Source organism: Mesorhizobium mediterraneum, from assembly GCF_002284565.1.
Classification (GTDB): domain Bacteria; phylum Pseudomonadota; class Alphaproteobacteria; order Rhizobiales; family Rhizobiaceae; genus Mesorhizobium; species Mesorhizobium mediterraneum.
Genome location: NZ_NPKI01000015.1, coordinates 689,020 through 713,415, shown reverse-complemented (window position 1 = coordinate 713,415; position 24,396 = coordinate 689,020). Strand labels below are relative to the sequence as shown.

26 protein-coding genes and 1 pseudogene are annotated in these 24,396 nt (G+C 63.0%); 15 read left to right on the top strand and 12 right to left on the bottom strand.

The genetic code is table 11. The features are described 5' to 3' along the window. Positions 1-34: 34 nt before the first annotated feature. Positions 35-700: a heme exporter protein CcmB gene (ccmB, locus tag CIT25_RS12895; protein ID WP_095484876.1), complete on the bottom strand. Its 666-nt coding sequence runs from the start codon at positions 698-700 to the stop codon at positions 35-37. A 229-nt stretch (positions 701-929) separates the two neighbouring features. Next, on the bottom strand, positions 930-1,538 hold the full coding sequence (gene ccmA, locus CIT25_RS12885; protein ID WP_095484874.1) for a heme ABC exporter ATP-binding protein CcmA: 609 nt from the start codon (positions 1,536-1,538) through the stop codon (positions 930-932). Between the two features lie 284 nt (positions 1,539-1,822). Between ccmA and acnA the strand changes: the two genes are divergently transcribed. Next, a complete protein-coding gene (gene acnA / locus CIT25_RS12880; protein WP_095484873.1) occupies positions 1,823-4,513 on the top strand; it encodes an aconitate hydratase AcnA in 2,691 nt (896 codons plus the stop codon). Positions 4,514-4,576: 63 nt separating this feature from the next. On the opposite strand, the gene CIT25_RS12875 is transcribed toward acnA, so the two are convergent. Next, positions 4,577-5,239, bottom strand: coding sequence for a ceramidase domain-containing protein (locus tag CIT25_RS12875; RefSeq protein ID WP_095484872.1), 663 nt, complete (start codon positions 5,237-5,239; stop codon positions 4,577-4,579). Positions 5,240-5,415: 176 nt separating this feature from the next. Between CIT25_RS12875 and CIT25_RS12870 the strand changes: the two genes are divergently transcribed. Both CIT25_RS12870 and CIT25_RS12865 read left to right on the top strand, forming a co-directional pair. Beyond that, positions 5,416-6,210 carry a DUF1223 domain-containing protein gene (locus CIT25_RS12870; protein ID WP_095484871.1) on the top strand — a complete coding sequence of 265 codons (795 nt, stop codon included), beginning with the start codon at positions 5,416-5,418 and terminating at the stop codon, positions 6,208-6,210. A gap of 604 nt (positions 6,211-6,814) precedes the next feature. Beyond that, positions 6,815-7,201, top strand: a complete 387-nt coding sequence (locus tag CIT25_RS12865; RefSeq protein WP_095484870.1) for a DUF2794 domain-containing protein — start codon at positions 6,815-6,817, stop codon at positions 7,199-7,201. Here the strand turns inward: CIT25_RS12865 and CIT25_RS12860 are convergent, their stop codons facing one another. The 4 genes from CIT25_RS12860 to CIT25_RS12845 all read right to left on the bottom strand — a co-directional run bounded on the left by CIT25_RS12860 (position 7,202) and on the right by CIT25_RS12845 (position 12,330). Then, on the bottom strand, positions 7,202-7,774 hold the full coding sequence (locus tag CIT25_RS12860) for a GNAT family N-acetyltransferase (RefSeq protein WP_095484869.1): 573 nt from the start codon (positions 7,772-7,774) through the stop codon (positions 7,202-7,204). 165 nt (positions 7,775-7,939) lie between these two features. Further along, on the bottom strand, positions 7,940-8,719 hold the full coding sequence (locus tag CIT25_RS12855) for a Bax inhibitor-1/YccA family protein (RefSeq protein WP_095484868.1): 780 nt from the start codon (positions 8,717-8,719) through the stop codon (positions 7,940-7,942). A 229-nt stretch (positions 8,720-8,948) separates the two neighbouring features. Beyond that, positions 8,949-11,447 (bottom strand): ABC transporter permease, encoded by a 2,499-nt coding sequence (locus CIT25_RS12850; protein ID WP_095485112.1) that lies wholly within the window; start codon positions 11,445-11,447, stop codon positions 8,949-8,951. 187 nt (positions 11,448-11,634) lie between these two features. Continuing rightward, positions 11,635-12,330, bottom strand: a complete 696-nt coding sequence (locus CIT25_RS12845; protein ID WP_095484867.1) for an ABC transporter ATP-binding protein — start codon at positions 12,328-12,330, stop codon at positions 11,635-11,637. 85 nt (positions 12,331-12,415) lie between these two features. On the opposite strand from CIT25_RS12845, the gene CIT25_RS12840 reads away from it, so the two are divergent. Continuing rightward, complete coding sequence (locus CIT25_RS12840; RefSeq protein ID WP_095484866.1) at positions 12,416-13,060, top strand: arylesterase; 645 nt, start codon at positions 12,416-12,418, stop codon at positions 13,058-13,060. Positions 13,061-13,198: 138 nt separating this feature from the next. Then, entirely contained in the window at positions 13,199-13,795 is a 597-nt protein-coding gene (thpR, locus tag CIT25_RS12835; RefSeq protein WP_095484865.1) for an RNA 2',3'-cyclic phosphodiesterase, read from the top strand. Here the strand turns inward: thpR and CIT25_RS12830 are convergent. After that, positions 13,699-14,217, bottom strand: a complete 519-nt coding sequence (locus CIT25_RS12830; RefSeq protein WP_095484864.1) for a low molecular weight protein-tyrosine-phosphatase — start codon at positions 14,215-14,217, stop codon at positions 13,699-13,701. The genes thpR and CIT25_RS12830 overlap by 97 nt on opposite strands. Before the next feature lie 52 nt (positions 14,218-14,269). Between CIT25_RS12830 and CIT25_RS12825 the strand changes: the two genes are divergently transcribed. The 6 genes from CIT25_RS12825 to CIT25_RS12800 all read left to right on the top strand — a co-directional run bounded on the left by CIT25_RS12825 (position 14,270) and on the right by CIT25_RS12800 (position 18,272). Further along, the gene (locus tag CIT25_RS12825) at positions 14,270-14,563 is read left to right on the top strand and encodes a 4a-hydroxytetrahydrobiopterin dehydratase (RefSeq protein ID WP_095484863.1); all 294 of its coding nucleotides are present in this window, start codon (positions 14,270-14,272) and stop codon (positions 14,561-14,563) included. 229 nt (positions 14,564-14,792) lie between these two features. Further along, entirely contained in the window at positions 14,793-15,155 is a 363-nt protein-coding gene (locus CIT25_RS12820; RefSeq protein ID WP_095484862.1) for a YkvA family protein, read from the top strand. A 240-nt stretch (positions 15,156-15,395) separates the two neighbouring features. Further along, complete coding sequence (locus tag CIT25_RS12815; protein WP_095484861.1) at positions 15,396-15,899, top strand: invasion associated locus B family protein; 504 nt, start codon at positions 15,396-15,398, stop codon at positions 15,897-15,899. Positions 15,900-16,093: 194 nt separating this feature from the next. Beyond that, positions 16,094-17,329 carry a dual-specificity RNA methyltransferase RlmN gene (gene rlmN, locus CIT25_RS12810; protein ID WP_095484860.1) on the top strand — a complete coding sequence of 412 codons (1,236 nt, stop codon included), beginning with the start codon at positions 16,094-16,096 and terminating at the stop codon, positions 17,327-17,329. Further along, on the top strand, positions 17,326-17,790 hold the full coding sequence (locus tag CIT25_RS12805) for a hypothetical protein (protein ID WP_095484859.1): 465 nt from the start codon (positions 17,326-17,328) through the stop codon (positions 17,788-17,790). Before rlmN ends, CIT25_RS12805 begins: the two co-directional genes overlap by 4 nt. After that, the gene (locus CIT25_RS12800; protein WP_095484858.1) at positions 17,787-18,272 is read left to right on the top strand and encodes a hypothetical protein; all 486 of its coding nucleotides are present in this window, start codon (positions 17,787-17,789) and stop codon (positions 18,270-18,272) included. The genes CIT25_RS12805 and CIT25_RS12800 overlap by 4 nt, the downstream gene beginning before the upstream one ends. On the opposite strand, the gene CIT25_RS12795 is transcribed toward CIT25_RS12800, so the two are convergent. Next, positions 18,244-18,885 (bottom strand): LysE family translocator, encoded by a 642-nt coding sequence (locus tag CIT25_RS12795; protein ID WP_095484857.1) that lies wholly within the window; start codon positions 18,883-18,885, stop codon positions 18,244-18,246. The two genes, CIT25_RS12800 and CIT25_RS12795, sit on opposite strands and share 29 nt — an antisense overlap. 184 nt (positions 18,886-19,069) lie before the next feature. Here CIT25_RS12795 and CIT25_RS12790 point away from each other — a divergent pair, with 184 nt between their 5' ends. The 4 genes from CIT25_RS12790 to CIT25_RS12775 all read left to right on the top strand — a co-directional run bounded on the left by CIT25_RS12790 (position 19,070) and on the right by CIT25_RS12775 (position 22,614). Beyond that, positions 19,070-20,293, top strand: coding sequence for an argininosuccinate synthase (locus CIT25_RS12790; RefSeq protein WP_095484856.1), 1,224 nt, complete (start codon positions 19,070-19,072; stop codon positions 20,291-20,293). Positions 20,294-20,419: 126 nt separating this feature from the next. After that, on the top strand, positions 20,420-20,803 hold the full coding sequence (locus CIT25_RS12785; RefSeq protein ID WP_095484855.1) for a RidA family protein: 384 nt from the start codon (positions 20,420-20,422) through the stop codon (positions 20,801-20,803). A 214-nt stretch (positions 20,804-21,017) separates the two neighbouring features. Beyond that, on the top strand, positions 21,018-22,121 hold the full coding sequence (gene leuB / locus CIT25_RS12780; protein ID WP_095484854.1) for a 3-isopropylmalate dehydrogenase: 1,104 nt from the start codon (positions 21,018-21,020) through the stop codon (positions 22,119-22,121). 4 nt (positions 22,122-22,125) lie between these two features. Continuing rightward, a complete protein-coding gene (locus tag CIT25_RS12775; protein WP_095484853.1) occupies positions 22,126-22,614 on the top strand; it encodes a GNAT family N-acetyltransferase in 489 nt (162 codons plus the stop codon). Here CIT25_RS12775 and CIT25_RS37470 read toward each other — a convergent pair. From CIT25_RS37470 to CIT25_RS38455, 3 genes and pseudogenes are all read right to left on the bottom strand, one after another. Next, positions 22,604-22,999: a DUF805 domain-containing protein gene (locus tag CIT25_RS37470; RefSeq protein WP_245329828.1), complete on the bottom strand. Its 396-nt coding sequence runs from the start codon at positions 22,997-22,999 to the stop codon at positions 22,604-22,606. The genes CIT25_RS12775 and CIT25_RS37470 overlap by 11 nt on opposite strands. A 313-nt stretch (positions 23,000-23,312) precedes the next feature. Further along, entirely contained in the window at positions 23,313-23,999 is a 687-nt protein-coding gene (locus CIT25_RS12765; RefSeq protein WP_095484852.1) for a DUF805 domain-containing protein, read from the bottom strand. A 119-nt stretch (positions 24,000-24,118) separates the two neighbouring features. Further along, positions 24,119-24,298 (bottom strand): annotated as a pseudogene (locus tag CIT25_RS38455) (hypothetical protein); the annotation flags it as partial. Positions 24,299-24,396 lie beyond the last annotated feature (98 nt).

The following is a 24,396-nucleotide window of genomic DNA, read 5'->3' as shown; positions in this document are numbered from 1 at the left end:
CGCCGCAGCCCTTGAGGTCAGGCGGCCGTCTAATTTAGTCCGCCCCATGACGCAGCGCCAGCGCCGCTGCAACCGGCCCCAGCACGGCAAGAAACAAGGTCAGCGCGGCGAGAATGAGGAAAGGCTGCAGGAACGGATCGGGGTCCGCCACCGCGCCATAGCTTGCCGAGACGCCAAAGATCAGCACCGGAATGGTCAGCGGCAATACCAGCACCGAGATCAACAGCCCGCCGCGCGGCAGCGCCACCGCCACCGCCGCGCCGGCAGCGCCGATGAAGGTGATCGCCGGCGTGCCGACCAAAAGGGTCAGCGCCGTGGCGCCGATGCCGATCGGCTCCATATTCATGAACAGGCCAAGCAGGGGTGCCGCGATAACCAGCGGCAGCACGCTTCCCGCCCAATGCGCCAGGCATTTCGTCAGCACGGTCAACGCCAGCACGTGCCGGTCGTCGCCGAGCACCAGAAGATCGAGCGAGCCGTCTTCCCGGTCGGCCTGGAACAATCGGTCGAGACCGAGCAGGCAAGCGAGCAAGGCGCCGATCCACAGGATTGCCGGGCCGATGCGGGCGAGCAGATTGAGGTCCGGTCCGACGCCGAAGGGGATCGTGGCGATCACCGCGAGAAAGAAGATCACGCCGGTCAGCGCCCCGCCCCCGGCGCGGATACTGAGGCGGATGTCGCGAAGGAAGAGGGACCACATTACGATGCAGCCCCGATGTATTCGTAATGGCCAGGCAAAGGCCGGAGTTCCTTCACGCCCCCCTCTGTCCTGCCGGACATCTCCCCCACTTGGGGGGAGATTGGCTGTCGGCTCCGCTTTCGCCAATTTTCAACATTGCAAATTGGGCGGCGACGCCGAAGCCGCCGATCTCCCCCCAAGTGGGGGAGATGTCCGGCAGGACAGAGGGGGGCGCCGTGGAGCTCCGACATCAAACGGCCTCCCCCATCCTCAACTCCTTCGCTCCCTCAATTCCCAGCGGCAGATGCGTGGCCGCCACAACGATCCCTCCGCCTTCCAGATGCTTCCGCATCAGCACGGCGAATCGCTCTTCCGATGCCTTGTCCAATCCTGCCGTCGGCTCGTCGAGCAGCCACAGTGGCCGCCGGCTGACCAGCAGTTTTGCGATCGCCGCGCGCCGCCTCTGCCCAGTCGAGAGATAGCCGAACGGCAGATGGCCGATATCACCAAGTCCGACCGTCTCCAGCGCCTCTTCGGCACGCAAGAAATCCGCGCCCGAAAAATCGCGCCAGAAGCGCAGATTTTCCGTCACGGTCAACGCCGTCTTCATCGCGTTCTGGTGGCCGAGATAGTGGCAGGCCGAGGCAACCGACGGAAAATCCTCGCCGCCGCCTTCGATATGCACACGACCGGCCGCCACCGGAAGCAGCCCGGCGACGACCCTGAGCAGCGTCGATTTCCCCGCGCCGTTCGGCCCGGTGACGATAAGCGCCTGGCCTTTCTCAAGGGCAAAGTTGATGCCGGAAAAGACCGCCTCGCCGCCGCGTTCGCCGCCCAGATTTTCGGCGATCAGCCGCATTCGTTCCCCTTCGCCGGAAGTCCTAGCGCGGCTTCGGTGCGCCGCAACAAAAATGGCGATTCCGTGTCTAGAACTATTCCAGGAAATTCTCTATATGCGGGTCATCCGTGCCAGCGGTCGGCACGGGAACAGAATTAGCGCCGAACCAGCGCACGCGCCGCCTTGAACGGCTCGGGTTGGCTGGGAACGGACAGCGGAAATGGCCGTACCCGCACCTTTGCGCGTGATTGCATGCCATCGGCGTCCGTTCCCTTTCAGGCTGAACAGACAAGGACGGACCGCACGTGTCAAAATCCCTCGATAGTTTCAATTGCCGCCGCACGCTGACTGCTGGTGGCGCCGAATATGTCTATTACAACCTCATCGAGGCCGAGAAGAACGGCCTCACCGGCATTGCCCAGTTGCCCTATTCGATGAAGGTGCTGCTGGAGAACCTGCTGCGCAACGAGGACGGCCGTTCCGTCACCAAGGAGAGCATCCAGGCGGTCGCCGGCTGGCTGACCGACCGGGGCACCGCCGGCGTCGAGATTGCCTATCGCCCGGCTCGCGTGCTGATGCAGGATTTCACCGGCGTTCCGGCCGTTGTCGACCTGGCTGCGATGCGCGACGCCATGGCCTCGCTTGGCGGCGACCCGCAAAAGATCAATCCGCTGGTGCCGGTCGATCTGGTCATCGACCACTCGGTCATCGTCGATGAATTCGGCACGCCGCTGGCTTTCGCCCGCAATGTCGAGCTTGAGTACGAGCGCAACGAAGAGCGCTACAAATTCCTGAAATGGGGCCAGCAGGCCTTCCGCAATTTCCGTGTCGTGCCGCCCGGCACCGGCATCTGCCACCAGGTCAATCTCGAATATCTTGGCCAGGTCGTGTGGACCAACACTGAAGATGGCGAAACCACCGCCTACCCCGATACCTGCGTCGGCACCGATTCCCACACCACCATGATCAACGGTCTTGGCGTGCTCGGCTGGGGCGTCGGCGGCATCGAGGCCGAGGCCGCCATGCTCGGCCAGCCCGTCTCCATGCTGTTGCCCGAAGTCATCGGCTTCCGCCTCACCGGCAGGCTCAGGGAAGGCGTCACCGCCACCGACCTCGTGCTCACCGTCACCCAGATGCTGCGCAAGAAGGGCGTCGTCGGCAAATTCGTCGAATTCTTCGGTCCGGGTCTGTCCAACATGACGCTGGCCGACCGCGCCACCATCGGCAACATGGCGCCCGAATATGGCGCCACCTGCGGCTTCTTCCCGGTCGATGGCGAAACCATCCGCTACCTCACCATGTCCGGCCGCGAGGAAAACCGTATCGCGCTGGTCGAGGCGTACGCGAAGGCGCAAGGCATGTGGCGTGATACCGGCTCGGCCGACCCGGTCTTCACCGACCTGCTCGAGCTCGATCTCGGCGATGTGGTGCCGTCGATGGCCGGCCCCAAGCGTCCGGAAGGCCGCGTGGCGCTTGAAGGCATTCCGGACGGCTTTGCCAAGGCGATGGAGACCGAATACCGGAAGGCCGCCGAAATCGACAAGCGCTATGCCGTCGAAGGCACCAACTATGATCTCGGCCATGGCGATGTCGTCATCGCCGCCATCACCTCCTGCACCAACACCTCGAACCCGAGCGTGCTGATCGGCGCCGGGCTGCTGGCGCGCAACGCCAACCGGCTCGGGCTCAAGCAGAAGCCGTGGGTCAAGACATCGCTGGCGCCGGGTAGCCAGGTCGTCGCCGAATATCTGGAGAAATCCGGCCTCCAGAAGGAACTCGACCAAATCGGCTTCAATCTGGTCGGCTTCGGCTGCACCACCTGCATCGGCAATTCCGGCCCGCTGCCGACGCCGATCTCCAAGACCATCAACGATAAGGGCTTGATCGCCGCCGCGGTCTTGTCCGGCAATCGCAATTTCGAGGGCCGCGTCTCGCCCGACGTGCAGGCAAACTACCTTGCTTCGCCGCCGCTGGTCGTCGCCCACGCGCTGGCCGGGACCGTGACCAAGGACCTGACCACCGAGCCGCTCGGCGAGGACCGTGACGGCAACCCGGTCTACCTCAAGGATATCTGGCCGAGCTCGGTCGAGATCCAGGAGTTCATCGAAAAGAACGTGACGCGCGAACTGTTCGCCCGCAAATATGCCGACGTCTTCAAGGGCGACGAGTACTGGCAGAACGTCAAGGCGCCGGAAGGCCAGACCTACGCCTGGGACGACCATTCGACCTATGTGCAGAACCCGCCCTATTTCGACGGCATGACCGCGGGTTTCGGCACAATCGGCGACATCAAGGGCGCCCGCGTGCTCGGCCTGCTCGGCGACAAGATCACCACCGATCATATCTCGCCGGCCGGCTCGATCAAGGCGGCCTCGCCTGCCGGCAAATATCTCACCGACCATGGCGTCGGCGTCGCCGACTTCAACCAGTATGGCACGCGGCGCGGCAATCATGAGGTGATGATGCGCGGCACCTTCGCCAACATCCGCATCCGCAACCATATGCTGGGCGAGAACGGCCGCGAGGGCGGCTACACCATCCACTATCCGTCGAAGGAAGAGACATCGATCTACGACGCCGCCATGGAGTACAAGAAGGAAGGCGTGCCGCTGGTCATCTTCGCCGGTGTCGAATACGGCAATGGCTCGTCGCGCGACTGGGCGGCCAAGGGCACCAACCTCTTGGGCGTCCGCGCCGTCATCGCCCAGTCCTTCGAGCGCATCCACCGCTCGAACCTGGTCGGCATGGGCGTCATTCCCTTCGTCTTCGTAGAGGGCACCTCATGGGCCTCGCTCAACCTTAGGGGTGACGAACTGGTCGAGATCGACGGCCTGAGCACCATCAAGCCGCGCCAGAAGATGATCGCGAAGATCACCTATGGCGACGGCACGGTGAAGGACGTTCCGATCATCTGCCGCATCGATACGCTGGACGAGCTCGACTACTTCAAGAACGGCGGCATCCTGCAATATGTGCTGCGCGATTTGGCAGCTTAGTAGGGCAGTAAGGGAGTAAGGGAGTAGGGAAGACAGCCCCTATTCCCCTATTCCCCTATTCCCCTATTTTGGCGCTCCGAAGCGCGCCGTCGCCGCCAGCAGCACGCCGAGCATCAGCCCGTTGAGGATGTGCCACAGGAAATGCGTGCCGAGCGGAAAGCTGCCGCAGACCAGCGGATCGATCATCCGGCAGATGACCGACACGACGAAGATCGCCGAGCCTGCCAGATTGTACCAGCCGGCGCGATTGCCGCTGGCGGCCACCCAGGCGCCGAAGAAGGCGAGCGCCAGGAAAGGCGGCAGATAGCCGGTCGTGCCGTTTGACGCCTGGCGCAGCCAGTCCGGCACGGCCCAGGTCAACAACCCGGTGACGGCATAGAAGGCGACGAAGATGGCGATCGCCTTGCCCCATTTCATGCCGAGGAAGCGGCGCAGGTTGAACAGCGTGTAGGCCAGCGTGAACCCGGCGATCGGCAGCACGTCAGCCCAGACCGTGCCGTGGTTGGCAAAGGTATGGAACAGCGCCGAGCCGATGCCGATCGCCACCACCCACCAGGCCAGCGCTTCGGCGAAGATGCCTGTGCCGCGCCGGCGCACCTCCCGGACACCCCACAGCCCGGCGGCAAGAAAAGCCAGATTGGTGAGTGCGTTGGCCGGTTCGGCCCAGAACTCCGGCCCGGTCCGCTCGCAGTAGAGATCGACCGGCGTCAGGAGGGTTTGCCACATGCTGATTGTTGCCCGAATCGGCTTCTACCGTGAAGTGTGACCCTTCCTATTGCGCCCTTGCAGTTGGTTGCAATGGCAAATTTCACCGCAACGTGACTTCCCGTTGACTGTCGCTTCTGCCACATATTTCAGCAATCAGAACAAGGCCGGCATCACCGGCGGGAGTCCAAACGGCCATGACATCTCGAAGACCATTGCGGCTTGCGGCACTTGCGCTGGCCCTCTCGGTGTTTGCCGGCGCTGGACTTGCCGGCAATGTGCTTGCCGGCGAGGCCGACAAGCCCCAGGCTGACAAAACCTTGACCGATCAACCGCTGGGCGTGGTCGAGCTCTTTACCAGCCAGGGCTGCAATTCCTGCCTGCCGGCCGATGAATTCTTCGCCGATCTTGCCACCAAGGAGAACATCGTCGCGCTCGCCTATCATGTCGACTACTGGGATTATCTCGGTTGGAAGGACACGCTGAGCCGCAAGGAGAACACGGAGCGGCAATATGAGTATATGCGCGCCTTCGGCAATCGCTCGGTCTATACGCCGCAGGCCGTCATCAATGGCCGCAGTCATGTCAACGGAGCCAGCCGCAGGGAGGTCGACGGGGCGCTCGCCCGCATGGAGAAATCAGGCGACGGCATGCGGGTCAGCATCAAGGTCAGCCGGACCAGCGACCGCGTCATCATCGACGCCGGCGATGCCGGGACCGGCCCCAGCGATGCCCATGTCGTCATCGTCTATTTCGACCCGCCGCAGACGATCAAGATCGGCAAGGGCGAAAACACCGGCCGCAGCATGACCTACTGGAATGCCGTCTCCGGCATCCAGACCGCCGGCATGTGGCACGGCAAGGCGCAGCGCTACGAATTGCCGATGAGCGTGATTTCCAAGAAAGGCGGCTGCGCCGTGCTGCTGCAATCGGTGGGCAAGGATGGCCTGCCAGGCCCCATTCTGGGCGCCGCCATAATCCACAAGCCTTGACCACAGCGCGCCCTTCTCCCCTTGTGGGAGAAGGTGGATCGGTGCGCAGCGCCGAGAGGTTGAGGGGTGCTGGAAGAAATGAGGCGTTAAAATATGAAATGATTTTAGGCGCTTACGTCTTCAGCGCAGCGATCCTTCCAACATCCCTCATCCGACCTCGCTTCGCGAGGCCACCTTCTCCCACAAGGGGAGAAGGGAGAGCCGCGCTACCCGCCATGGTCTCAGCCAATAAAAAACCGGCGTCAGCTTGCTTCTGACGCCGGTCATTTAGGTTTTGGGATCGTCGCACCCGATTTTTCCAAGGAAAAACCGAGGTTGGTTCGATCCGACGCAGACCCGTGGGCGGGGGGCTTGGGGTTTACGAGCCAGTGCCGGACCGAACCGTCTCAGGCAACACCCGTAAATTCGTCGGACATTGGGGCATGAGCGCGGATAAAAGAAGGCAGAATTGTGGCGAAGCATCACCAATTCCAACGGGCGTTTTATAAACGTGACTGGACACTGCGGAAACGGTGCGCCGCCGCCTTTGCTCGGTCGGGCTTGCAATTCTACGGCGAAAGCGCCAACTTTGGTTGGCATAAGATTCATTCGAAGGGATCGAGGCATGACTGATCATGGCAGTGGGACGGAGGATGGGGACGCATCCGCAATACTGATCCCGCTGCATGAGGCAAGACGCGAACGCCTCGACCAGCCGGTGCGGTTCGACCGGCGCGAACTGGACCAGATCCTGAGGCTTTACGGGCGCATGGTCGCCGCCAATGAGTGGCGCGACTACGCCATCGACCATCTCACCGATCGCGCCGTCTTTTCCGTGTTCCGCCGCACCAGCGAGGTGCCGCTGTTCCAGATCGTCAAGGATCCGAAGCTGGCGCGCCGGCAAGGCGCATTCGCCGTCATCGCCGCCGGCGGCCGCATCCTCAAGCGCGGCCAGGAACTTGGCCGCGTGCTTGGCGTCTTCGACCGCACGCTGAAGCTGGTCGAGGCCTAACTACTTATTCTGGCTGCGGAATTTCTGTTCCGGCAACGAGTTGATATCGGGCGGAATTAGAGCCCCGTCATTGATCGGCAGTTGCATGAACACCGTGTCCAGCCAGCGTCCGTGCTTATAGCCGGAGCCTTCGAGGCGGCCCGAATGGCGAAAGCCGAGTTTTTCATGTAGCCGCACCGAGGCACTGTCCGGTCGGCCGTCGCCGATCACCGCGATAACCTGGCGGAAGCCCGCCGCCTTGGCCGCCTCGATCAGCCCTTGCATCAGCTTGAGCCCGACGCCTTGCCCCTTGGCCTCGGGCGCGACATAGACGGAATCCTCGACGACGAAGCGATACGCGGGGCGTGGCCGGAAGGCGCCGGCATAGGCATAGCCGAGCACGATGCCGTCTTTTTCCGCCACCAGATAGGGAAAGCCGCCCGCTATCAAACTGTCGAATCGCTGGCCCATCTCGGCACGGCTTGGCGGCTCCAGCTCGTAGCTCGCCGTGCCGTTTGTCACCGCATCGGCATAGATGTCGGTGATCCGGTCGAGGTCCGCCGATGTAGCGGCCCGTATGGTGATGCTGCTCATAATTTATGCAAATCGCTCATCTGCCTTCTATCACAGCAGAGGCCGGAACAAAAGAAAAGGGCGGCCGTTGGGCCGCCCTTACAAAACTCGCTGGTCCAGTCAGACCATGATCCCGAAAGGTGGAAACCGGCTTTCGGAAAAGATCATGGTCCAAACAAAAGCCTGTTAGCGGCGGTCGCCCATGAACTGCAGCAGGAACATGAACAGGTTGATGAAGTCGAGATAGAGCGTCAGCGCGCCCATGATCGCCTTGCGGCCGGCAACGTCGGTGGCGTCGCCCTCGAAATACATCTCCTTGATCTTCTGCGTGTCATAGGCGGTGAGGCCCGAAAAGATCAGCACGCCGAGCGCCGAAACGGCGAAGGACAGAGCCGACGACTGCAGGAAGATGTTGATCACCATCGCGATGATCAGGCCGAACACGCCCATCACCAGGAACGAGCCGAACGCGGTCAGATCGCGCTTGGTCGTGTAGCCGTAAAGCGACAGCGCACCGAAAGCCGCTGCGGTGGCAAAGAAGGTCTGCGAAATGCTGGCGGTCGTGTAGACCAGGAAGATCGACGACAGCGACAGGCCGACCAGGCCGGCATAGACCCAGAACGTCGTCTGCGCGGCAGAAACGCTCATCGACTGGACGCGGAAAGACAGGAACAGCACGGCGGCCAGCGGAGCCAGCATCACCACCCAGCGCAACGGCGACCCGAAGATCGCGTAGCCGAAGGAGGTCAGCATCTCGCCGCTCGGCAGCGTCGCAACCGCCGAAGCCGGATCGGTGGTGGTGGCCAGCATGATCGTGCCGACCGCGGCAAGGCCAGTGATGAGGAGGCCAAGCCCCATCAGATTGTAGACCTTGATCATGTAGGCGCGCAGGCCCTGGTCGATGGCAGCATCGACGCCGGCGCCGGGCACGGCGCGCGTCTGATAATTGCGAACGGGTTCAGCCATGGAAATCCTCATATTGCTTCTGCCCCGTCCGGTGTCAGGTCCATTTGGACCCAGGCGCCGCTGGCGGGGCTCCAGCATGCCTGCGGCGAAATATGATGGTTATTGGCGTCAAGAACAAGACCGTAACGGAGCGTAATGCTTCGTGAAGTCCCGGAAATCCGCTTTTTCGGCTTTCGAAGCCGCAACATTACGCAGAATTAATCAAAAACAGCCTCGCCAAGCCTTGCGATCAGAGATTGCGCAGCACCGGCGCCGCCTTGTGGCCCAGCACCCGCCAAGTGCCGGCGAGGCCAATGCCGACCGTGACCACCAGCGCAAAGACGATGGTTGCCACCGCCACATCGGGCATGAAATGCGATGGCAGCGTCATGATGCGCGCGACAACGAACCACGCGGCAACCCCGCCTGCCGCCAGCGCGAAGATCGCAGTGGCGAGGCCGATCAGCATATATTCCAGTGAAAAGGCCGCGATCAGTGTTTTCCTGGTGGCGCCCAGCGTCTTCAGCACCACGGCGTCGTGGATGCGGGCCCGGTTGCCGGCGGCCAGCGCGCCGGCCAGCACCAGCACCGACGCGATCAGCGCCACGCCGGCCGCGGCCCTGATTGCCGTGCCGAGTTGCGCCACCAGCCGGTTGACGATGTCGAGCGCGTCCTTGACCCTGACCGTCGTCACCGCGGGAAAGGCCCGGGTGACGGCGTTGAGAAGACGGGCATCGTCGGCCCCCGACGCGCCCTTTTCGGTCAGGGTCGCCAGCCAGCTATGCGGCGCGCCAGCAAATGTGCTGGGCGAGAACACCATGACGAAGTTGATGCCCATCGTCTCCCACTCGACCTGGCGGAAATTGGCGATCTTCGCCGTCACGTTGCGGCCAAGCACGTTGACGGTGATGGTGTCGCCGAGTTTCAGCCCGATCTCTTTGCCTTCCTCGGCCGAAAACGACACCAGCGGCTCACCGGCATAATTGTCCGGCCACCATGTGCCTTCGGTCAGCGTCGCATTCTTCGGCAGTCTGGCCTCGTAGGTCAGCCCGCGATCGCCGCGCAGCACCCAGGCTCCTTCCGCCGGGACCTTGACCTTGTCGACGTCGACGCCGTTCAGCGCCATCACCCGGCCGCGCAGCATCGGCACCTTGACCAGCGTGCCCTGCGGCGCCTCTTTGCCGACCAGCGCGGAGAACGCGTCGACATCGCTGCTCTGGATGTCGACGAAGAAGAAATTCGGCGCCCGTTCCGGCAGGCTGCCGGAAATCTGTCGCCTGAGATTGCCATCGATCAGCGCCAGCGTCACCAGAAGCGTCAGCCCCAGTCCCAACGACAGCACCACCGACGGCGTCAAGGCTCCCGGCCGGTGGATGTTGCCGATGGCGAGCCGGAGTACCGTCGAGCCAACGCGCGGGCTCTTTTTGGCGGCCCATTGTACCAGCGCGCCGACGACGCGCAGCACCAGGAAGGCAAGAATGGTGGCGCCGACAAAGATCGAGGCGACGCGGCGATCGTCGGAAAACAGGATGGCCAGCACCGCCAGGAACAGCGCGATGCCGAGCGCCGCCGCCACGTAGAGCGGGCGAGGAAAACCGCGGCCCTCAAAACCCATTTCGCGAAACAGCGCCGTCGCTGGAACGTCGCGCGCACGGCCGAGCGGCAGCAAGGCGAAAGCCAGCGTCACCAGCAGCCCGAACAGCGCCGCCATGCCGAGCGCGCCGGGATAGAACCCGCCTTCCGCCGGCACCGGAATGATCGACTGGAGTGCCGCGCTCGCGGCGAACGGCATCAGCGCGCCAAGCACAACGCCAAGCGCGATGCCGAGGGCGGCGATCATCAGGATCTGCACGAGGTAGACGGCAAAGACGAAACCGCCCGATGCGCCCAGGCTCTTAAGGGTGGCGATGACGCCGCGCTTGCCGTCGAGATAGGCGCGCACCGCATTGGCCACGCCGACGCCGCCGACCACCAGCGCAGTCAGCCCGACCAGCGTCAGGAACTGGGAGAACCGTTCGATGTTAGACGACAACGCAGGTGCTGCGTTGCTGCGCGTGCGGATGGTCCAGCCGGCCTCGGGAAAGTTCTCCCCGGCCTGCTCCTGGATCGCCTTGATACCCGCTTCGCTGGTGCCGACGGGCAGGCGGATCTTATAGGCATTTTCGACAAGGCTGCCGGGCTGAATCAGGCCGGAAGCGGCAAGCCCGTCCGTCGAGACCATCAGCCGCGGCGCAAAGCCGAAACCGTCGGATACCGCGTCCGGCTCGCTGACGAGCCGGGCGCGCAGTTCGAATGTGGCGCTGCCGAGCTTCAGCCGGTCGCCGATCCCAAGGTTCAGCCGCTCGAACAAAAGATCGGGGGCAGCGGCGCCGAAAATACCGGATCTTTCGCCGAACAATTCCTGCTTCGACAGCGCCGGCTCGGTCTCCAGCGCGCCGTAGAGCGGATAGGCTCCGTCGACCGCCTTGGCCTCGACCAGTGCCTGGTCGGAACCGTCCACGAGCCGCGCCATCGAGCGCATGTTGGCGCTGTGCGAGACCGTGCCCAGCCCGTCGAGAAAGACGTGCTCGGCTTGCGTCGATGCGCGCTGGTTAAGCTGGAAACGAAGATCGCCGCCGAGCAGCGACTGGCCTTCGTTGGCGACACCGGCAGTAATCGCCCGGGCCACCGAATTGACGCCGCCGATCGCCGCGACGCCGAGCGCGATGCAGGCAAGGAAAATCAGGAAGCCGGACAGTCCCCCGCGCATCTCACGCAGCGAGAAGCGGAAGGCGAGCTTCAGCGTGCGCGACCAGGCAACCCCCTCATCCGGCCGCTTCGCGGCCACCTTCTCCCCGAGGGGAGAAGAGGTTGCCAACGCCGGCGTCAGCCTCTTCTCCCCGGCGGGGAGAAGGTGGCCCGAAGGGCCGGATGAGGGGGCCTTGTCAGCCATGGCGCTACGCTGTCACTTTGAGCAACGGTGCGTCCTCGATCCGGCCCGACCGCATCGACACCTGCCGGGAGCAGCGTGCGGCGAGCGCCGGATCATGGGTGACCAGCACCAGCGTCATGCCGCGCTCGGCCGCCTTGGCGAACAGAAGATCGGCAACCTGCCGCCCGGTTGCCTGGTCGAGATTGCCGGTCGGCTCGTCGGCGATCAGGATGCGCGGTGAAGGCGCCAGCGACCGGGCGATCGCCACACGCTGCTGTTCGCCGCCGGACAATTCGCCTGGATAATGAGTGACGCGATCGCTCAACCCCACCGCCTCCAGCTCCCGCGCCGCCACCCCGAACGGATCTGCATGGCCGGCAAGTTCCAGCGGCACTGCGACATTTTCAAGCGCAGTCATGTTGGGAATGAGGTGGAAGGACTGGAAAACGATGCCAATGTTTCGCCCCCGAAACGATGCGATCTGATCTTCGCTCTTGCCATTCAGCAATTCGCCTGCAATTCGTACCGTGCCCGAATCGACCCTTTCCAACCCAGCCAGAACCATCAGTAGCGTCGACTTTCCCGAGCCCGACGGCCCGACGATGCCGGTCGCCTCGCCACTTGCCACATCGAGGCTGACACCTTTCAGCACATGAACGGAAGACGCTCCTTCGCCGAGCGTCAGCGATACGTCTTTCAGCGCGATGACGGCTTCTGTCAAAATAAAATCGTCCTATATGGGAGAGTGGAGGCCAGAATTCGGCCTGCCGCCAACGTAATGTTCTTGGTCATATGGGGCCTGCCACATGGCTTTCAAACACCCTCTTGCCGCAGTCTTCATCCTTTTCCTCGGAATTTGCGGCGCCATTTCGTCGGCGCGCGCCGAACCCCTGGAGATTGTCGGCTTCGGCGACAGCCTGATGGCGGGTTTTGGCCTCGGACCGGACGAAGGCTTCACCCAAAAACTCGAGGCAGCACTTCGCGCCAAGGGCCACGATGTGACGATCGCCAATGCCGGTGTCTCCGGCGATACGTCGAGCGGCGGCCTGTCGCGTCTCGACTGGTCGGTGCCGGACGGCACCCAGCTTGTCATCCTCGAGCTCGGCGCCAACGACATGCTGCGCGGCGTTTCTCCCGATATCACGCAAAAGAATCTGGACGCCATGCTGGCGAAGTTGAAGCAGCGCAAGATCGCCGTGCTGCTGGCCGGCATGCGTGCCGCACCCAACCTCGGCGCCGACTACCAGAACGGCTTTGACGCGATCTTTCCGAAACTGGCGGAAAAATACGGCGTCCCGCTCTATCCGTTCTTTCTCGACGGCGTCGCCGGCGAGCCCGCTTTGCAGCTCGAGGACGGCCTGCACCCGAATGCCAAGGGCATCGACCGCATGGTCGAGCGCATACTGCCGGATGTCGAAAAGGCCATTGCCGTGATTCAGGGCAACTCTTGAAGAACTGGACTTCGAGGAGGCTTCGCCTTCCCCAGGGGAAGATTTTAGGCGGGCCTGCGACCAACAAACCACTTGCCCCGCTCGATTATCGATGATTCGCTAGGGACAAGAGTTCGATTCGAGGACAGGAGGCTTGCCATGCCGCGTCTTTTCACCGCCCTCGAAATACCGCGTGATGCCGCCCTTTCGCTGTCCCTGCTCCGGGGCGGCCTGCCCGGGGCCCGCTGGATCGACGTCGAGAACTACCACATGACGCTGCGCTTCATCGGCGATGTCGAGGGCCATGTCGCCGACGAGATCGCCAACGCGCTCGATCGTGTCCACCGCCCGTCCTTCCAGCTGACGCTGTCCGGCGTCGGCGCCTTCGGCCAGAAGAAACCGCATGCGGTGTGGGCCGGCGTTTCCGCCTCGCCCGATCTTTCAGCCCTGCAAGCCGAGATCGAGCGCATCTGCCAGCGCCTCGGCATCCCCGCCGATCCGCGCAAGTTCATGCCGCATGTAACGCTGGCCCGCTTACGCAATTCGAGCCCGCTCGACGTCGCCCAGTATCTGTCGGCACGCGGCAACTTTTCGACGCTGCCCTTCCGCGTCGGCCGCTTCGTCCTGATGTCATCGCGCGATTCGGTCGGCGGCGGACCCTACATCGTCGAGGAGGCCTGGCCGCTGTCTGGCGCCGACAGCCGCGCTTCGAGCCGCGTCGCCAGCGCCTCCGATGCTTCGCGGATCATGCGGTAGACCGAGGCAAACGCCTCCGGCCCCTCGTGATAAGGGTCCGGCACGTCGCTCACTCTTCCCTGCGCAAACTCCAGGAACAGATGGACACGGTCGCGCATGGCGGCAGGCACCAGCGCTTTCAGATCCCGGAGATTCGATCTGTCCATCGAGAGAATGAGGTCGAACCGCGAAAAATCGTCCGGTGTCAGCTTGCGCGCCCTCTGTCTGGAAATATCGATGCCGTGCCGCTCTGCGATCGACATAGAGCGCGGGTCGGGTGCCGCGCCGGCTTCCCAGTCGCTGGTCCCGGCCGAATCGAGCAGGATATCCCGATCGAGGCCGCGCTCCGCCAGGACGGCGCGCAACACGCCCTCCGCCAGTGGCGATCGGCAGATATTGCCGAGACAGACGAAAAGAATGGATTTTATCGGCTTTGCGCTCATCGATCCGGCACTATGCTGAAGACTGCAAATCCAGATAGCACGGGAAACGAACATGGCGAGAGAGAAACTGAGCAAGGCGGCGGTCGCCGAGGCGCTGGCCGGTCTCGATGGCTGGTCGCTGGCCAAGGATGGCGGCTCGATCGCGCGCAGCTTCACCTTCAACAACTTTTCCGAAGCCTTCGCCTTCATGACCCGCGTCGCCCTGGCGGCGGAGAAAATGGACCATCACCCCGACTGGTCGAATGTCTACAAGACCGTGAACGTGACGCTCAACACCCATGATGCCGGCGGCCTGACCGCGCTCGATTTCGAACTGGCCAAGACGATGAACCGCTATTTCGATTAGGTCGTTGGAGATCTGAAGACGCCGTAGCCGCTCGCTCCGCCCAGGATGACGACGGGAGGGGCGTTTCCGCAAACTCCAAAGCGGGCGATTGCCCGCCACTTGCAGGCCAGCATCACCTGATTTTCAGGCCGGGAACGGCCGAGCTCTTGTAGTGGACGGGCGCTTTCACCACATTTCCCGCTGGCAGGCGCGCGTGGAACGACGAGCGCAGCCTCGTTAGGAGAGGTTGATGGCGCAAAAATCCAGTTTTGATTTCTTCGGCTTTGGCGGCAAGCCGGGCGACGCGCGCGAAGTGCGCGAGAACTTCTGGCGCACGGCCAAGAAGGCTGCCCGGCAAATCCCGTTCATGGAAGAGCTGGTCGCCGCCTATTACTGCGCCATGGACAAGAACACGCCGCTGCGCGCCAAGGGCATTTTGCTGGCGGCCCTCGGCTATTTCGTGCTGCCGACGGACGTCATCCCCGACTTCGTCTTCGGGCTGGGCTTTACCGACGACATCGCCGTGCTGACCGCCGCGATCACTGCCGTCAAAGCCCACATCACCCCCGCGCACCGGCTCGCCGCCAGGCAGGCGATAGCCGACAACAGCTGAGCCGGCGATAAGGCAGAAAAGTCAAACTCTTGCCGCTTTCGTGGCCTCCAAGTCGCGACAGGGACGTTGCAACTGCCGCTTTTCGAGCGACGGGCGCAAGGATGGCGGCGGTTTCCTGGGGTGGAAGTCCTTTTCCCAAGGGAAGTTCACCGTTTGGTAACCCAGATTAAATCAAAATGAAGCGACGGGCAGGACGCCGAGCCGGCCTGCGTCCGCACCATTTGGAATACGGGAAAAGCGATGCGCGGATTGATTGCTACAATTTCGAGCCTGGCACTGGTGGCCATGACAGCGCCGGTGTTGGCGCAGTCGGCGACCAAGATCGGCCAGCACAATGCCTGGGGCACTTACAGCTACCAGGCGTCGGGCGGCAAGGTTTGCTATGTGCTGACCGTGCCGACCGACAAGCAGCCGCCGACGCTTGATCACGGCGACATGTTCTTCTTCGTCAGCCAGCGGCCGGGACAGCAGGTGTCCTATGAGCCGCAATTCATCGCCGGCTACAATTTCCAGGAAAACTCCAAGGCCACCGTCACCATCGACGGCAAGAGCTTTTCCATGTTCACCCGCGGCAAGTCGGCCTGGGTCGAGAACGCCGCCGAGGAGCCGGTGCTGATCGCCGCGATGAAGTCCGGCAGCGACATGAAGGTGCAGGCGAAGTCCGGCCGCGGCAACACCACCACCTATGTGTTTTCGCTGAAAGGCATCTCGGCGGCGCTGTCGTCTATCGCCAAGTGCAAATAGCCATAGGCCGAGTTTGAGTAAGGGCCGGGCCGCAAGCCCGGCTTTTTTGCTTTTGAAGCGCCGCCGGCCGGCACATTGCAGCGAGCCTTGCCCCGCCGCCGCCCATGACTCCGCCATCAACCTGTGCTATGCGCCGCGCTTCATTTCGGGCACGATGCTGTAATCGGCCGCAAATCGCTTATATTGGCGCAACAATGACCCTTTCATTTGATCTTACCACTGACGGCGCCCGTGACGCGTTGCGCGCCCGCGCCATGCCGGCCGAAAAACCGTCCCTGATCGGCCTGACACGGGCCGAGCTTGGCGCCGCCCTCATTGCGTCAGGCATCGTGCCGGAGCGCCAGGCCAAGATGCGCGCCCAGCAGCTCTGGCACTGGATGTATGTGCGCGGCGTCTCCGACTTCGCCGGCATGTTCAACATCTCCAAGGATCTGCGCGCCGAGCTCGACAAGCATTTCACCATCGCCAGGCCCGAGATCGTCGAGGAGCAGATTTCCTCCGACGGCACGCGCAAATGGCTGTTTCGCTTTCCGCCACGCGGTGCCGGCCGGCCGGTCGAGATCGAGACCGTCTACATCCCCGAAGAAGGCCGCGGCACGCTGTGCATCTCCTCGCAGGTCGGTTGCACGCTGACCTGCTCCTTCTGCCACACCGGCACGCAAAAGCTGGTGCGCAACCTGACGGCGGAAGAAATCCTCGCTCAGCTTCTGACCGCCCGCGACCGGCTCGGCGATTTCCCCGACCGCGACACGCCCGACGGCGCCATCGTGCCGGCCGAGGGCCGGAAAGTGTCCAACGTCGTCATGATGGGCATGGGCGAGCCGCTCTACAATTTTGAGGCGGTGAAGAAGGCGCTGCTGATCGCGTCCGACGGCGACGGGCTGTCGCTGTCGAAGCGCCGCATCACGCTGTCGACCTCCGGCGTCGTGCCGGAGATCTTCCGCACCGGCGAGGAGATCGGCGTCATGCTGGCGATCTCGCTGCATGCCACCAATGACGATCTGCGCGACCTGTTGGTGCCGATCAACAAGAAGTATCCGTTGAAAGAGCTGATCGCCGCCTGCCGCGCCTATCCCGGCCTGTCGAACGCCCGCCGTATCACCTTCGAATATGTGATGCTGAAGGACGTCAACGATTCGATCGAGGATGCCAAAGGATTGATCAAGCTGCTCAAGGGCATTCCGGCCAAGATCAACCTGATCCCGTTCAACCCGTGGCCGGGCACCAACTACCAGTGCTCGGACTGGGAGACGATCGAGAAGTTCGCCGACTACATCAACAATGCCGGCTATGCCTCGCCGATCCGCACGCCGCGCGGCCGCGATATCCTCGCCGCCTGCGGCCAGCTCAAGTCGGACTCGGAGCGCATGCGCAAGGTCGACCGGCTGGCGCTGGAGGCGATGATGATCGCGGGGCACGGCGAGGCGTGAATCGTCTTGTTGCCTGGTTCGGCCACGTCGCATTCATATCTTTGGGTTATGTCATTGCCGTCCTGGTTGCGGTCGCCGCCACCTTCTTCGTGTTGCTGCTCCCGACCGTCCTGCCGGATGGCGGCGCCTGGGGATCGTTTTACCGCAGCGTCCGCGGTGTGGGCTTTGTTTACCAATCCGTGCTCATGACTACTTTCCTGACGGCGCTGCCCGGTTTTCTGCTCACGCTGCTTGTCGCCCGTGGACAAGGCTGGAACCGCTGGCTGCCATTTGCGTGCGCTGGCGCCCTGAACGCCATCCTCGCGCTTCTGGTCTTAAGCGCCTGGACACAAACGACCCCGTTGAACATATCCGCTGCGCCACTCCTGCCCTGTCTACCCGGTGGATTCTCCGGCGGTTATGCCTACTGGGCAGTAACCGGGCGTTTCCTTATCAAACAAAGGGAAGCAGTTTCGGCATGAACCGTCTCTTTGCCTACCTCATCCGCTTCGCCGTCATCCTGATCGGCTATGTCGTCGCCTCGCTGGCTGCCAGCGCCTTCCTCAACGTCATGTTTCTGGCGTCGCTGGGCTACACGCCGGAGCACGCGCACCCTACGGCGACTGCTTCCCTGTATTTTTCGATCCCCTTCGTTGCGCTGTTCGTCGCCTATTTCGCCTTCATGCCGGCGGCGGTCGCCATCCTCGTCTCCGAAATCCTGGGACGGCGTGATTGGCTGTTCTACGCGCTGGCGGGCGCGGTGGTCGCGGCGGTCTTCCTCGGCTTCGCTTACCAGACCGCCGATGCCAATTTCGAGATCACCGATCCGCGCGTCGCCGCTGCCGTGATCGGCTGCGGCATGGTCGGCGGCATTTTCTACTGGCTGAGCGCCGGGCGCTCGGCCGGGAGCTGGCGGCAAGCCGGAAGGTCCGCGCCTACTTCGCCTGGGCGGTCAGGATCTTGAGCGCGAAGGCCGAGAACACCCCGGCGAACAGATAATCGACGACGCGTGTGACGCGCGGGCTGGTCTTCATCGCCGCCGAGAATTTTTCCGCTGCAAACACCATCGGCGCCGTTACCGGGATCGACAGCACGACGAACATCGCGCCGAGGAAAAACAGTTTTCCGGGCGCGTTCGGGTCGTGTGCGGAGACGAACTGCGGCAGGAAAGTCATAAAGAACAGGATGATCTTCGGGTTGAGCAGATTGACGCCGAGCCCCGCCGCCCAGGCGCGGAACAGCGAAATCTCAGGCCCGCTCTTCTTCTCGGGCGAAAACGCCGATCCCTTGGTGATCGCCTGCCACGCCAGGAAGACGAGATAGCCGGCGCCGAAAATCTTGAGCGCAAGAAAGGCCGCCGGCGAGGCAACGATCAGCGCCGAGATGCCGACCACCACCAGCGTGGTGTGGATCAGCGTGCCGCACAGCGCGCCCGCCATCGAGGCAAAGCCGGCGGCGCGACCATGGCTCAGCGTGCGCGAGACGAACAGCGTCATGTCGGGACCCGGCGTGATCGCCAGGATCACGGTGGCGATGGCGAACTGGATCAGCGTGGTGGTGTCGGGAATGAAGGACATGGGCGGGCCCCTGAATGAAGAAGGCGCAGCCTATACCGCAAGCGCCAAGCCGGCGCCAGCTTCTGGCCGGCACCACGGCTGATCCAGTATGCCAGCAGCGACCGGGGGATCGTTCGTCCCTTGCGCTAGCCGGAACCGGCGTGATACCTCGCCCGCGAAGAACCCCGTCGCGGAACCGCCCACAATGCCAAAAGCAAAAGCCGTCAAGAAAGTCGTGCTCGCCTATTCCGGCGGCCTCGACACCTCGATCATCCTGAAATGGCTGCAGACCGAGCTCGGCGCCGAGGTCGTCACCTTCACCGCCGATCTCGGCCAGGGCGGCGAGCTGGAGCCGGCGCGGCGCAAGGCCGAGATGATGGGCATCAAGGACATCCGTATCATGGATGTTCGCGAGGAGTTCGTTTCCGACTTCGTTTTCCCGATGTTCCGCGCCAACGCCGTCTATGAAGGCACCTATTTGCTCGGCACCTCGATCGCCCGCCCGCTGATCTCCAAGCACCTCGTCGAGATCGCCAACGAGACCGGCGCTGATGCGATCGCCCACGGCGCCACCGGCAAGGGCAACGATCAGGTCCGCTTCGAGCTCGCGGCCTATGCGCTCAACCCCGACATCAAGGTCATCGCGCCATGGCGCGACTGGTCGTTCAAGTCGCGCACCGACCTGATCAACTTTGCCGAGCAGCACCAGATTCCGGTGCCGAAGGACAAGAAGGGCGATGCGCCGTTTTCGGTCGACGCCAACCTGCTGCACTCGTCTTCCGAGGGCAAGGTGCTGGAAGACCCGTGGACCGAGCCGCCGGAATTCGTCCACCAACGCACCGTCTCACCGATGGACGCGCCGGACGAGGTCACCGAGATCGAAATCGAATTCCTGAAGGGCGATCCGATCGCGCTCAACGGCAAGAAACTGTCGCCGGCGACGATGCTGGCGGCGCTCAACGATCTCGGCCGCGACAACGGCATCGGCCGGCTCGACCTGGTCGAGAACCGTTTCGTCGGCATGAAATCGCGCGGCGTCTACGAGACCCCCGGCGGCACCATCCTTATCGCCGCCCACCGGGCGATCGAATCGATCACGCTCGACCGCGGCGCCGCCCACCTCAAGGACGAGTTCATGCCGCGCTATGCCGAGCTGATCTACAATGGCTTCTGGTTCGCGCCCGAGCGCCTGATGCTGCAGGCGATGATCGACAAGAGCCAGGAAGATGTCGAAGGCACGGTGCGGCTGAAGCTCTACAAGGGCAACGTCATCGTCACCGGCCGCAAGTCGAAGAAGACGCTCTATTCCGATGCGCTGGTCACCTTCGAGGACGATCGTGGCGCCTACGACCAGAAGGACGCCGAGGGCTTCATCCGCCTCAACGCACTGAGGCTGCGGACGCTGGCGGCGCGTAGTCGAAAAAACTAGCCAGTTCCTCTGCACAGAGGGATTTGGCTCTCTGACTGAGCCTTAAAGGGACTGTGGCGGCCGGCCTGCAGCCGAAAGGCACTTCTTCAGCTCAACATTGCCTGAAGAATACGCGAGGGAAGGACCATGCGAAAACTGATCTCTACCGGCTCGCCGTTCGAGAAGGCCGCCGGTTATTCGCGCGCCGTGGTGCAGGGCGACTGGTGTTTCGTCTCCGGAACGACCGGCTACGACTATACGACGATGTCGATGCCGGAGACGGTCGAGGCGCAGACGCGCAATTGCCTGGCGACGATCGCCAAGGCGTTGCAGGACGGCGGCTTCGAGATCGCCGATGTGGTGCGGGCGCATTACTACATCACCGACGCGGCTTTCGTGGACATCGTCTTTCCGATCCTCGGCGAAGCCTTTGGCGACATCAGGCCGGCGGCGACGATGATCGTCTGCCAGCTCAACAAGCCGGAAATGAAGATCGAGATTGAGGTGACGGCACTCAAGCGCACGGCCTGAGCGCGTCGGTGCGGGGCGCCAAGGATCGCCAAAGATGCTCTGAACCAAACGCTTGCGCATAGCCCGCTTGGCGTTTAGCAAGGCCGCGGCTCACGACAGCGCCGCGCGTCCTTTTGGACGCGCAAAGGACGCTGTAGAATTTTGTTTCTGCGCATGATCCTTTCCGAAATCGATTCCGATTTCGGGGTCATGCGCCACAATTAGGACGGTTCTGATGGCTTCGAAAAATCTTCTCCTGCTCGCCGGCGACGGCATCGGCCCCGAGGCCATGGCCGAGGTGAAGAAGCTGATATCAGCCATGAACGACAAGCTCGGCAGTGGTTTCGTCACCGATGAGGGGCTCGTCGGCGGCTGCGCCTATGACGCGCATGGCGCGGCGATTTCCGATGCCGACATGGCCAAGGCGATGGCTGCCGACGCGGTGCTGTTCGGCGCCGTCGGCGGGCCGAAATGGGATGCGGTGCCCTATGAAGTGCGCCCGGAAGCCGGGTTGCTGCGGCTGCGCAAGGATATGGAGCTGTTCGCCAATCTCAGGCCGGCCATCTGCTATCCAGCGCTGGCGGCGTCCTCCTCGCTCAAGCAGGACGTGGTCGAGGGTCTCGACATTCTAATCGTGCGCGAGCTCACCGGCGGCGTCTATTTCGGCGAGCCGAAGCAGATCATCGATCTCGGCAACGGCCAGAAGCGCGGCATCGACACGCAGGTCTACGACACGTTCGAGATCGAGCGCATTTCCGGCGTCGCCTTCGAGCTGGCGCGGACACGCAAGAACCACGTCACCTCAATGGAAAAGCGCAATGTGATGAAATCCGGCGTTTTGTGGAACGAGGTCGTCACCCAGACCCACAAGGCGCGCTACGCAGACGTCAAGCTCGATCACATGCTGGCCGACGCCGGCGGCATGCAGCTGGTGCGCTGGCCCAAGCAGTTTGACGTCATCGTCACCGACAATCTGTTCGGCGACATGCTGTCCGACATCGCCGCCATGCTGACCGGCTCGATCGGCATGCTGCCGTCGGCATCGCTCGGCGCGCCGGATGCCAAGACGAAAAAGCGCAAGGCGCTCTACGAACCTGTGCATGGCTCGGCGCCCGACATATCAGGCAAGGGCATCGCCAATCCGATCGCCATGGTCGCCTCCTTCGCCATGTGCATGCGCTATTCCTTCGGCATGGTAACCGAAGCAGACCGTCTGGAAAGCGCCATCGCCGCCGTGCTCGACGACGGCCTGCGCACCAGGGATATTCATTCGCCAGGGATGACCGAGGTCGGCACCACCGAGATGGGCGATGCGATCATCGCCAAGTTCCTGGGCTGAGCCTGTGGCGGTCGACGTCCGCTGGGCGACGACCGGGGATGCGGCTGCACTCGCCGCCATGCTGTGCGAGATGGCGGTGCATTACCGGCAGCCGCCGATCGATGCCGACCGGGCTCTGTCTGCCTCGCAGAAATGGCTTGACCAGGAAAGCCCGGCCTATCCGCATTTCGCACTCGCCTTCGCCGAGGGCGAGATTTGCGGGCTTGCGTCGGTTGCGATCGCACATCCCGGCATCGATCTCGAACGGCTGCTGTTCCTCAAGGATCTGTTCGTGCGGGAAAACGTCCGCAATGCCGGTGTCGGTCGGGCTCTGATGGCATTTCTCGCCGGCCATTGCCTGCGCGAAGGCATCGGCCGCATCGACCTGACCACCGAGGACTGGAACGAAGGTGCGCTACGCTTCTACGACGGGCTTGGTGCCGACCGCCATGGCCAGAAAGTCTTTCTCAGGCTGTCCGGCGAGGCGCTGAAGGCGATCGCGATTAAATCCTGACGCCCGCCGGCACCGGCCCCCAAGGGTTTTCACCGACCTTGGATGGGATAAGCCCAAGGGCCAACACACCCAGCGTGTTGAAGCCGGGAACGAAGTACAGCAAAACGAACCAGCCGCTCACGCCGATGTCGTGCAGGCGTCGTACCATAAGGGCAAACCACGGCAAGACAGTCAGAAGCAGGAACAAGAAGGCTGGCGCATAACCCAAAGCTCCAAATTCCAGGTCGCCTACGATAGCTGTGATCGCTGCATTGATGAGAACGCCGAAGGCAAAAAGCGCGAAGAACACGATCAGCGTGAACAGAAAAAAGCCCCAAAATTCCTTGCGGCGCGGCCGGTGAAGCTGACATGTCTCACTTTGAATGCGTGCCAGAAATACGTCCATAATCCGGTGGTGGATTGGGCAGGTTCAACGCCACGGGGAATGAGGCTGCTGGATTCGGCAGCGCTTGGCCTTCCTGCAATGACGGCGCGCGCAGCCCCATCGTCCGGCTGAAACTCGACGGGCGCGCCTCTGACCAACACCACGCCGGGACTCAGATCCTCATGCCCGACGATGTAGCGCTTGCCGTCGGCCCCATTGATGTATCCAAAACCCTGATCCTGGCAAACCGCGCCGCGCATTGCCTTGCCCCCAAATACTGTGCCGCCTTGATACTATCAAGAGTTGTAGTCAGTTGCAAGGTACACGTTTTAAGCTAGACGCCTGCCGGCACCGAGCCCCACTGGTTTTCACGGGCCTGCGTCGGGACCAGCGCGAAGACCAGGATGATCAGCCCGCCGATGGTCGGGATGAACACCACCAGAAAAAGCCAGCCGGTCAAGCCGATGTCATGCAGGCGCCGCACGTTCAGTCCGATCCATGGCGGGATTGTCGCCAGCACAAACACGCCGCAAAGACCGACCGTTACTGCCGGCAACTCCTCCATATTGCCCATGGAGTCGTCGATGAGGAGGCCAATGCCGACGACCACGGTCAGCGCGATCGTCCAGAACAGGCAAAAGCCCCAATATTCCTTGCGGCGGGCACGACCGGCGAAGTTGAAGTAATTTTCAGTCAGGCCCCGCCAGAAGTAATCCCACAATCCGGTAGCGGCAGCGGGCTCGTTGTCGGCGGACCGGCCGAAATGTTGCGGCTTAGGCGCCTCAGGCGCGTTGCCGGTCCGAGAGGGAGCAGCAGGAGCACCGGCCGCAGCCGTCTGGGCGTTAATCGAAAAGACATCGCGCGCATGCCCGCCACCCGGCTGGAACTCAACGAGCGCGCCCTTGGCCATCGACGTCTCGCGGCGCAGATTCTCGCGCGCGAAGCTGTAGCGGTTGCCGTCCGCTCCGGTGATGAAACCGAAGCCTTGGGTTTCGTCATAGTGAAGAACCTCGCCGCGCATGCTTGCCCACCCCCATTCGCGTCTCGCCCAGACTGTCTAGAGTTGCGGCGGATCGCAAGGGGTGTCTGCGAAATGCAGTGCATCGACCTGTGTCACGACGATGCGGTGGTGGAGAACTTTGCGGGAGGCGTCGGCGGGACAGCGCCCCCCTCTGTCCTGCCGGACATCTCCCCCACAAGGGGGGAGATCGGCAGCCTCGCCGTCCTGCCCTCTTTCAACGTTGGAGATTGGCGAAAGCCGAGGTGACATCTAATCTCCCCCCTTGTGGGGGAGATGTCCGGCAGGACAGAGGGGGGCGCGAAGGATCGCCGACGCTACGGTCTTCTTCCTGTTACCGCATAGATCCCAGGGTCTCTGCTATAGAAAGGAACTGTCGACGTTCGCTTCGTATCGGCCT

Bases quoted from the DNA above. Each gene is read 5' to 3' on its own strand.
- ccmB (WP_095484876.1), bottom strand. From the start codon at position 700: ATGTGGTCCCTCTTCCTTCGCGACATCCGCCTCAGTATCCGCGCCGGG.
- ccmA (WP_095484874.1), bottom strand. From the start codon at position 1,538: ATGCGGCTGATCGCCGAAAATCTGGGCGGCGAACGCGGCGGCGAGGCG.
- CIT25_RS12875 (WP_095484872.1), bottom strand. From the start codon at position 5,239: ATGTGGCAAACCCTCCTGACGCCGGTCGATCTCTACTGCGAGCGGACC.
- CIT25_RS12870 (WP_095484871.1), top strand. From the start codon at position 5,416: ATGACATCTCGAAGACCATTGCGGCTTGCGGCACTTGCGCTGGCCCTC.
- CIT25_RS12865 (WP_095484870.1), top strand. From the start codon at position 6,815: ATGACTGATCATGGCAGTGGGACGGAGGATGGGGACGCATCCGCAATA.
- CIT25_RS12860 (WP_095484869.1), bottom strand. From the start codon at position 7,774: ATGAGCAGCATCACCATACGGGCCGCTACATCGGCGGACCTCGACCGG.
- CIT25_RS12855 (WP_095484868.1), bottom strand. From the start codon at position 8,719: ATGGCTGAACCCGTTCGCAATTATCAGACGCGCGCCGTGCCCGGCGCC.
- CIT25_RS12850 (WP_095485112.1), bottom strand. From the start codon at position 11,447: ATGCGCGGGGGACTGTCCGGCTTCCTGATTTTCCTTGCCTGCATCGCG.
- CIT25_RS12840 (WP_095484866.1), top strand. From the start codon at position 12,416: ATGGCTTTCAAACACCCTCTTGCCGCAGTCTTCATCCTTTTCCTCGGA.
- thpR (WP_095484865.1), top strand. From the start codon at position 13,199: ATGCCGCGTCTTTTCACCGCCCTCGAAATACCGCGTGATGCCGCCCTT.
- CIT25_RS12830 (WP_095484864.1), bottom strand. From the start codon at position 14,217: ATGAGCGCAAAGCCGATAAAATCCATTCTTTTCGTCTGTCTCGGCAAT.
- CIT25_RS12825 (WP_095484863.1), top strand. From the start codon at position 14,270: ATGGCGAGAGAGAAACTGAGCAAGGCGGCGGTCGCCGAGGCGCTGGCC.
- CIT25_RS12820 (WP_095484862.1), top strand. From the start codon at position 14,793: ATGGCGCAAAAATCCAGTTTTGATTTCTTCGGCTTTGGCGGCAAGCCG.
- CIT25_RS12815 (WP_095484861.1), top strand. From the start codon at position 15,396: ATGCGCGGATTGATTGCTACAATTTCGAGCCTGGCACTGGTGGCCATG.
- rlmN (WP_095484860.1), top strand. From the start codon at position 16,094: ATGACCCTTTCATTTGATCTTACCACTGACGGCGCCCGTGACGCGTTG.
- CIT25_RS12800 (WP_095484858.1), top strand. From the start codon at position 17,787: ATGAACCGTCTCTTTGCCTACCTCATCCGCTTCGCCGTCATCCTGATC.
- CIT25_RS12795 (WP_095484857.1), bottom strand. From the start codon at position 18,885: ATGTCCTTCATTCCCGACACCACCACGCTGATCCAGTTCGCCATCGCC.
- CIT25_RS12790 (WP_095484856.1), top strand. From the start codon at position 19,070: ATGCCAAAAGCAAAAGCCGTCAAGAAAGTCGTGCTCGCCTATTCCGGC.
- CIT25_RS12785 (WP_095484855.1), top strand. From the start codon at position 20,420: ATGCGAAAACTGATCTCTACCGGCTCGCCGTTCGAGAAGGCCGCCGGT.
- leuB (WP_095484854.1), top strand. From the start codon at position 21,018: ATGGCTTCGAAAAATCTTCTCCTGCTCGCCGGCGACGGCATCGGCCCC.
- CIT25_RS37470 (WP_245329828.1), bottom strand. From the start codon at position 22,999: ATGGACGTATTTCTGGCACGCATTCAAAGTGAGACATGTCAGCTTCAC.
- CIT25_RS12765 (WP_095484852.1), bottom strand. From the start codon at position 23,999: ATGCGCGGCGAGGTTCTTCACTATGACGAAACCCAAGGCTTCGGTTTC.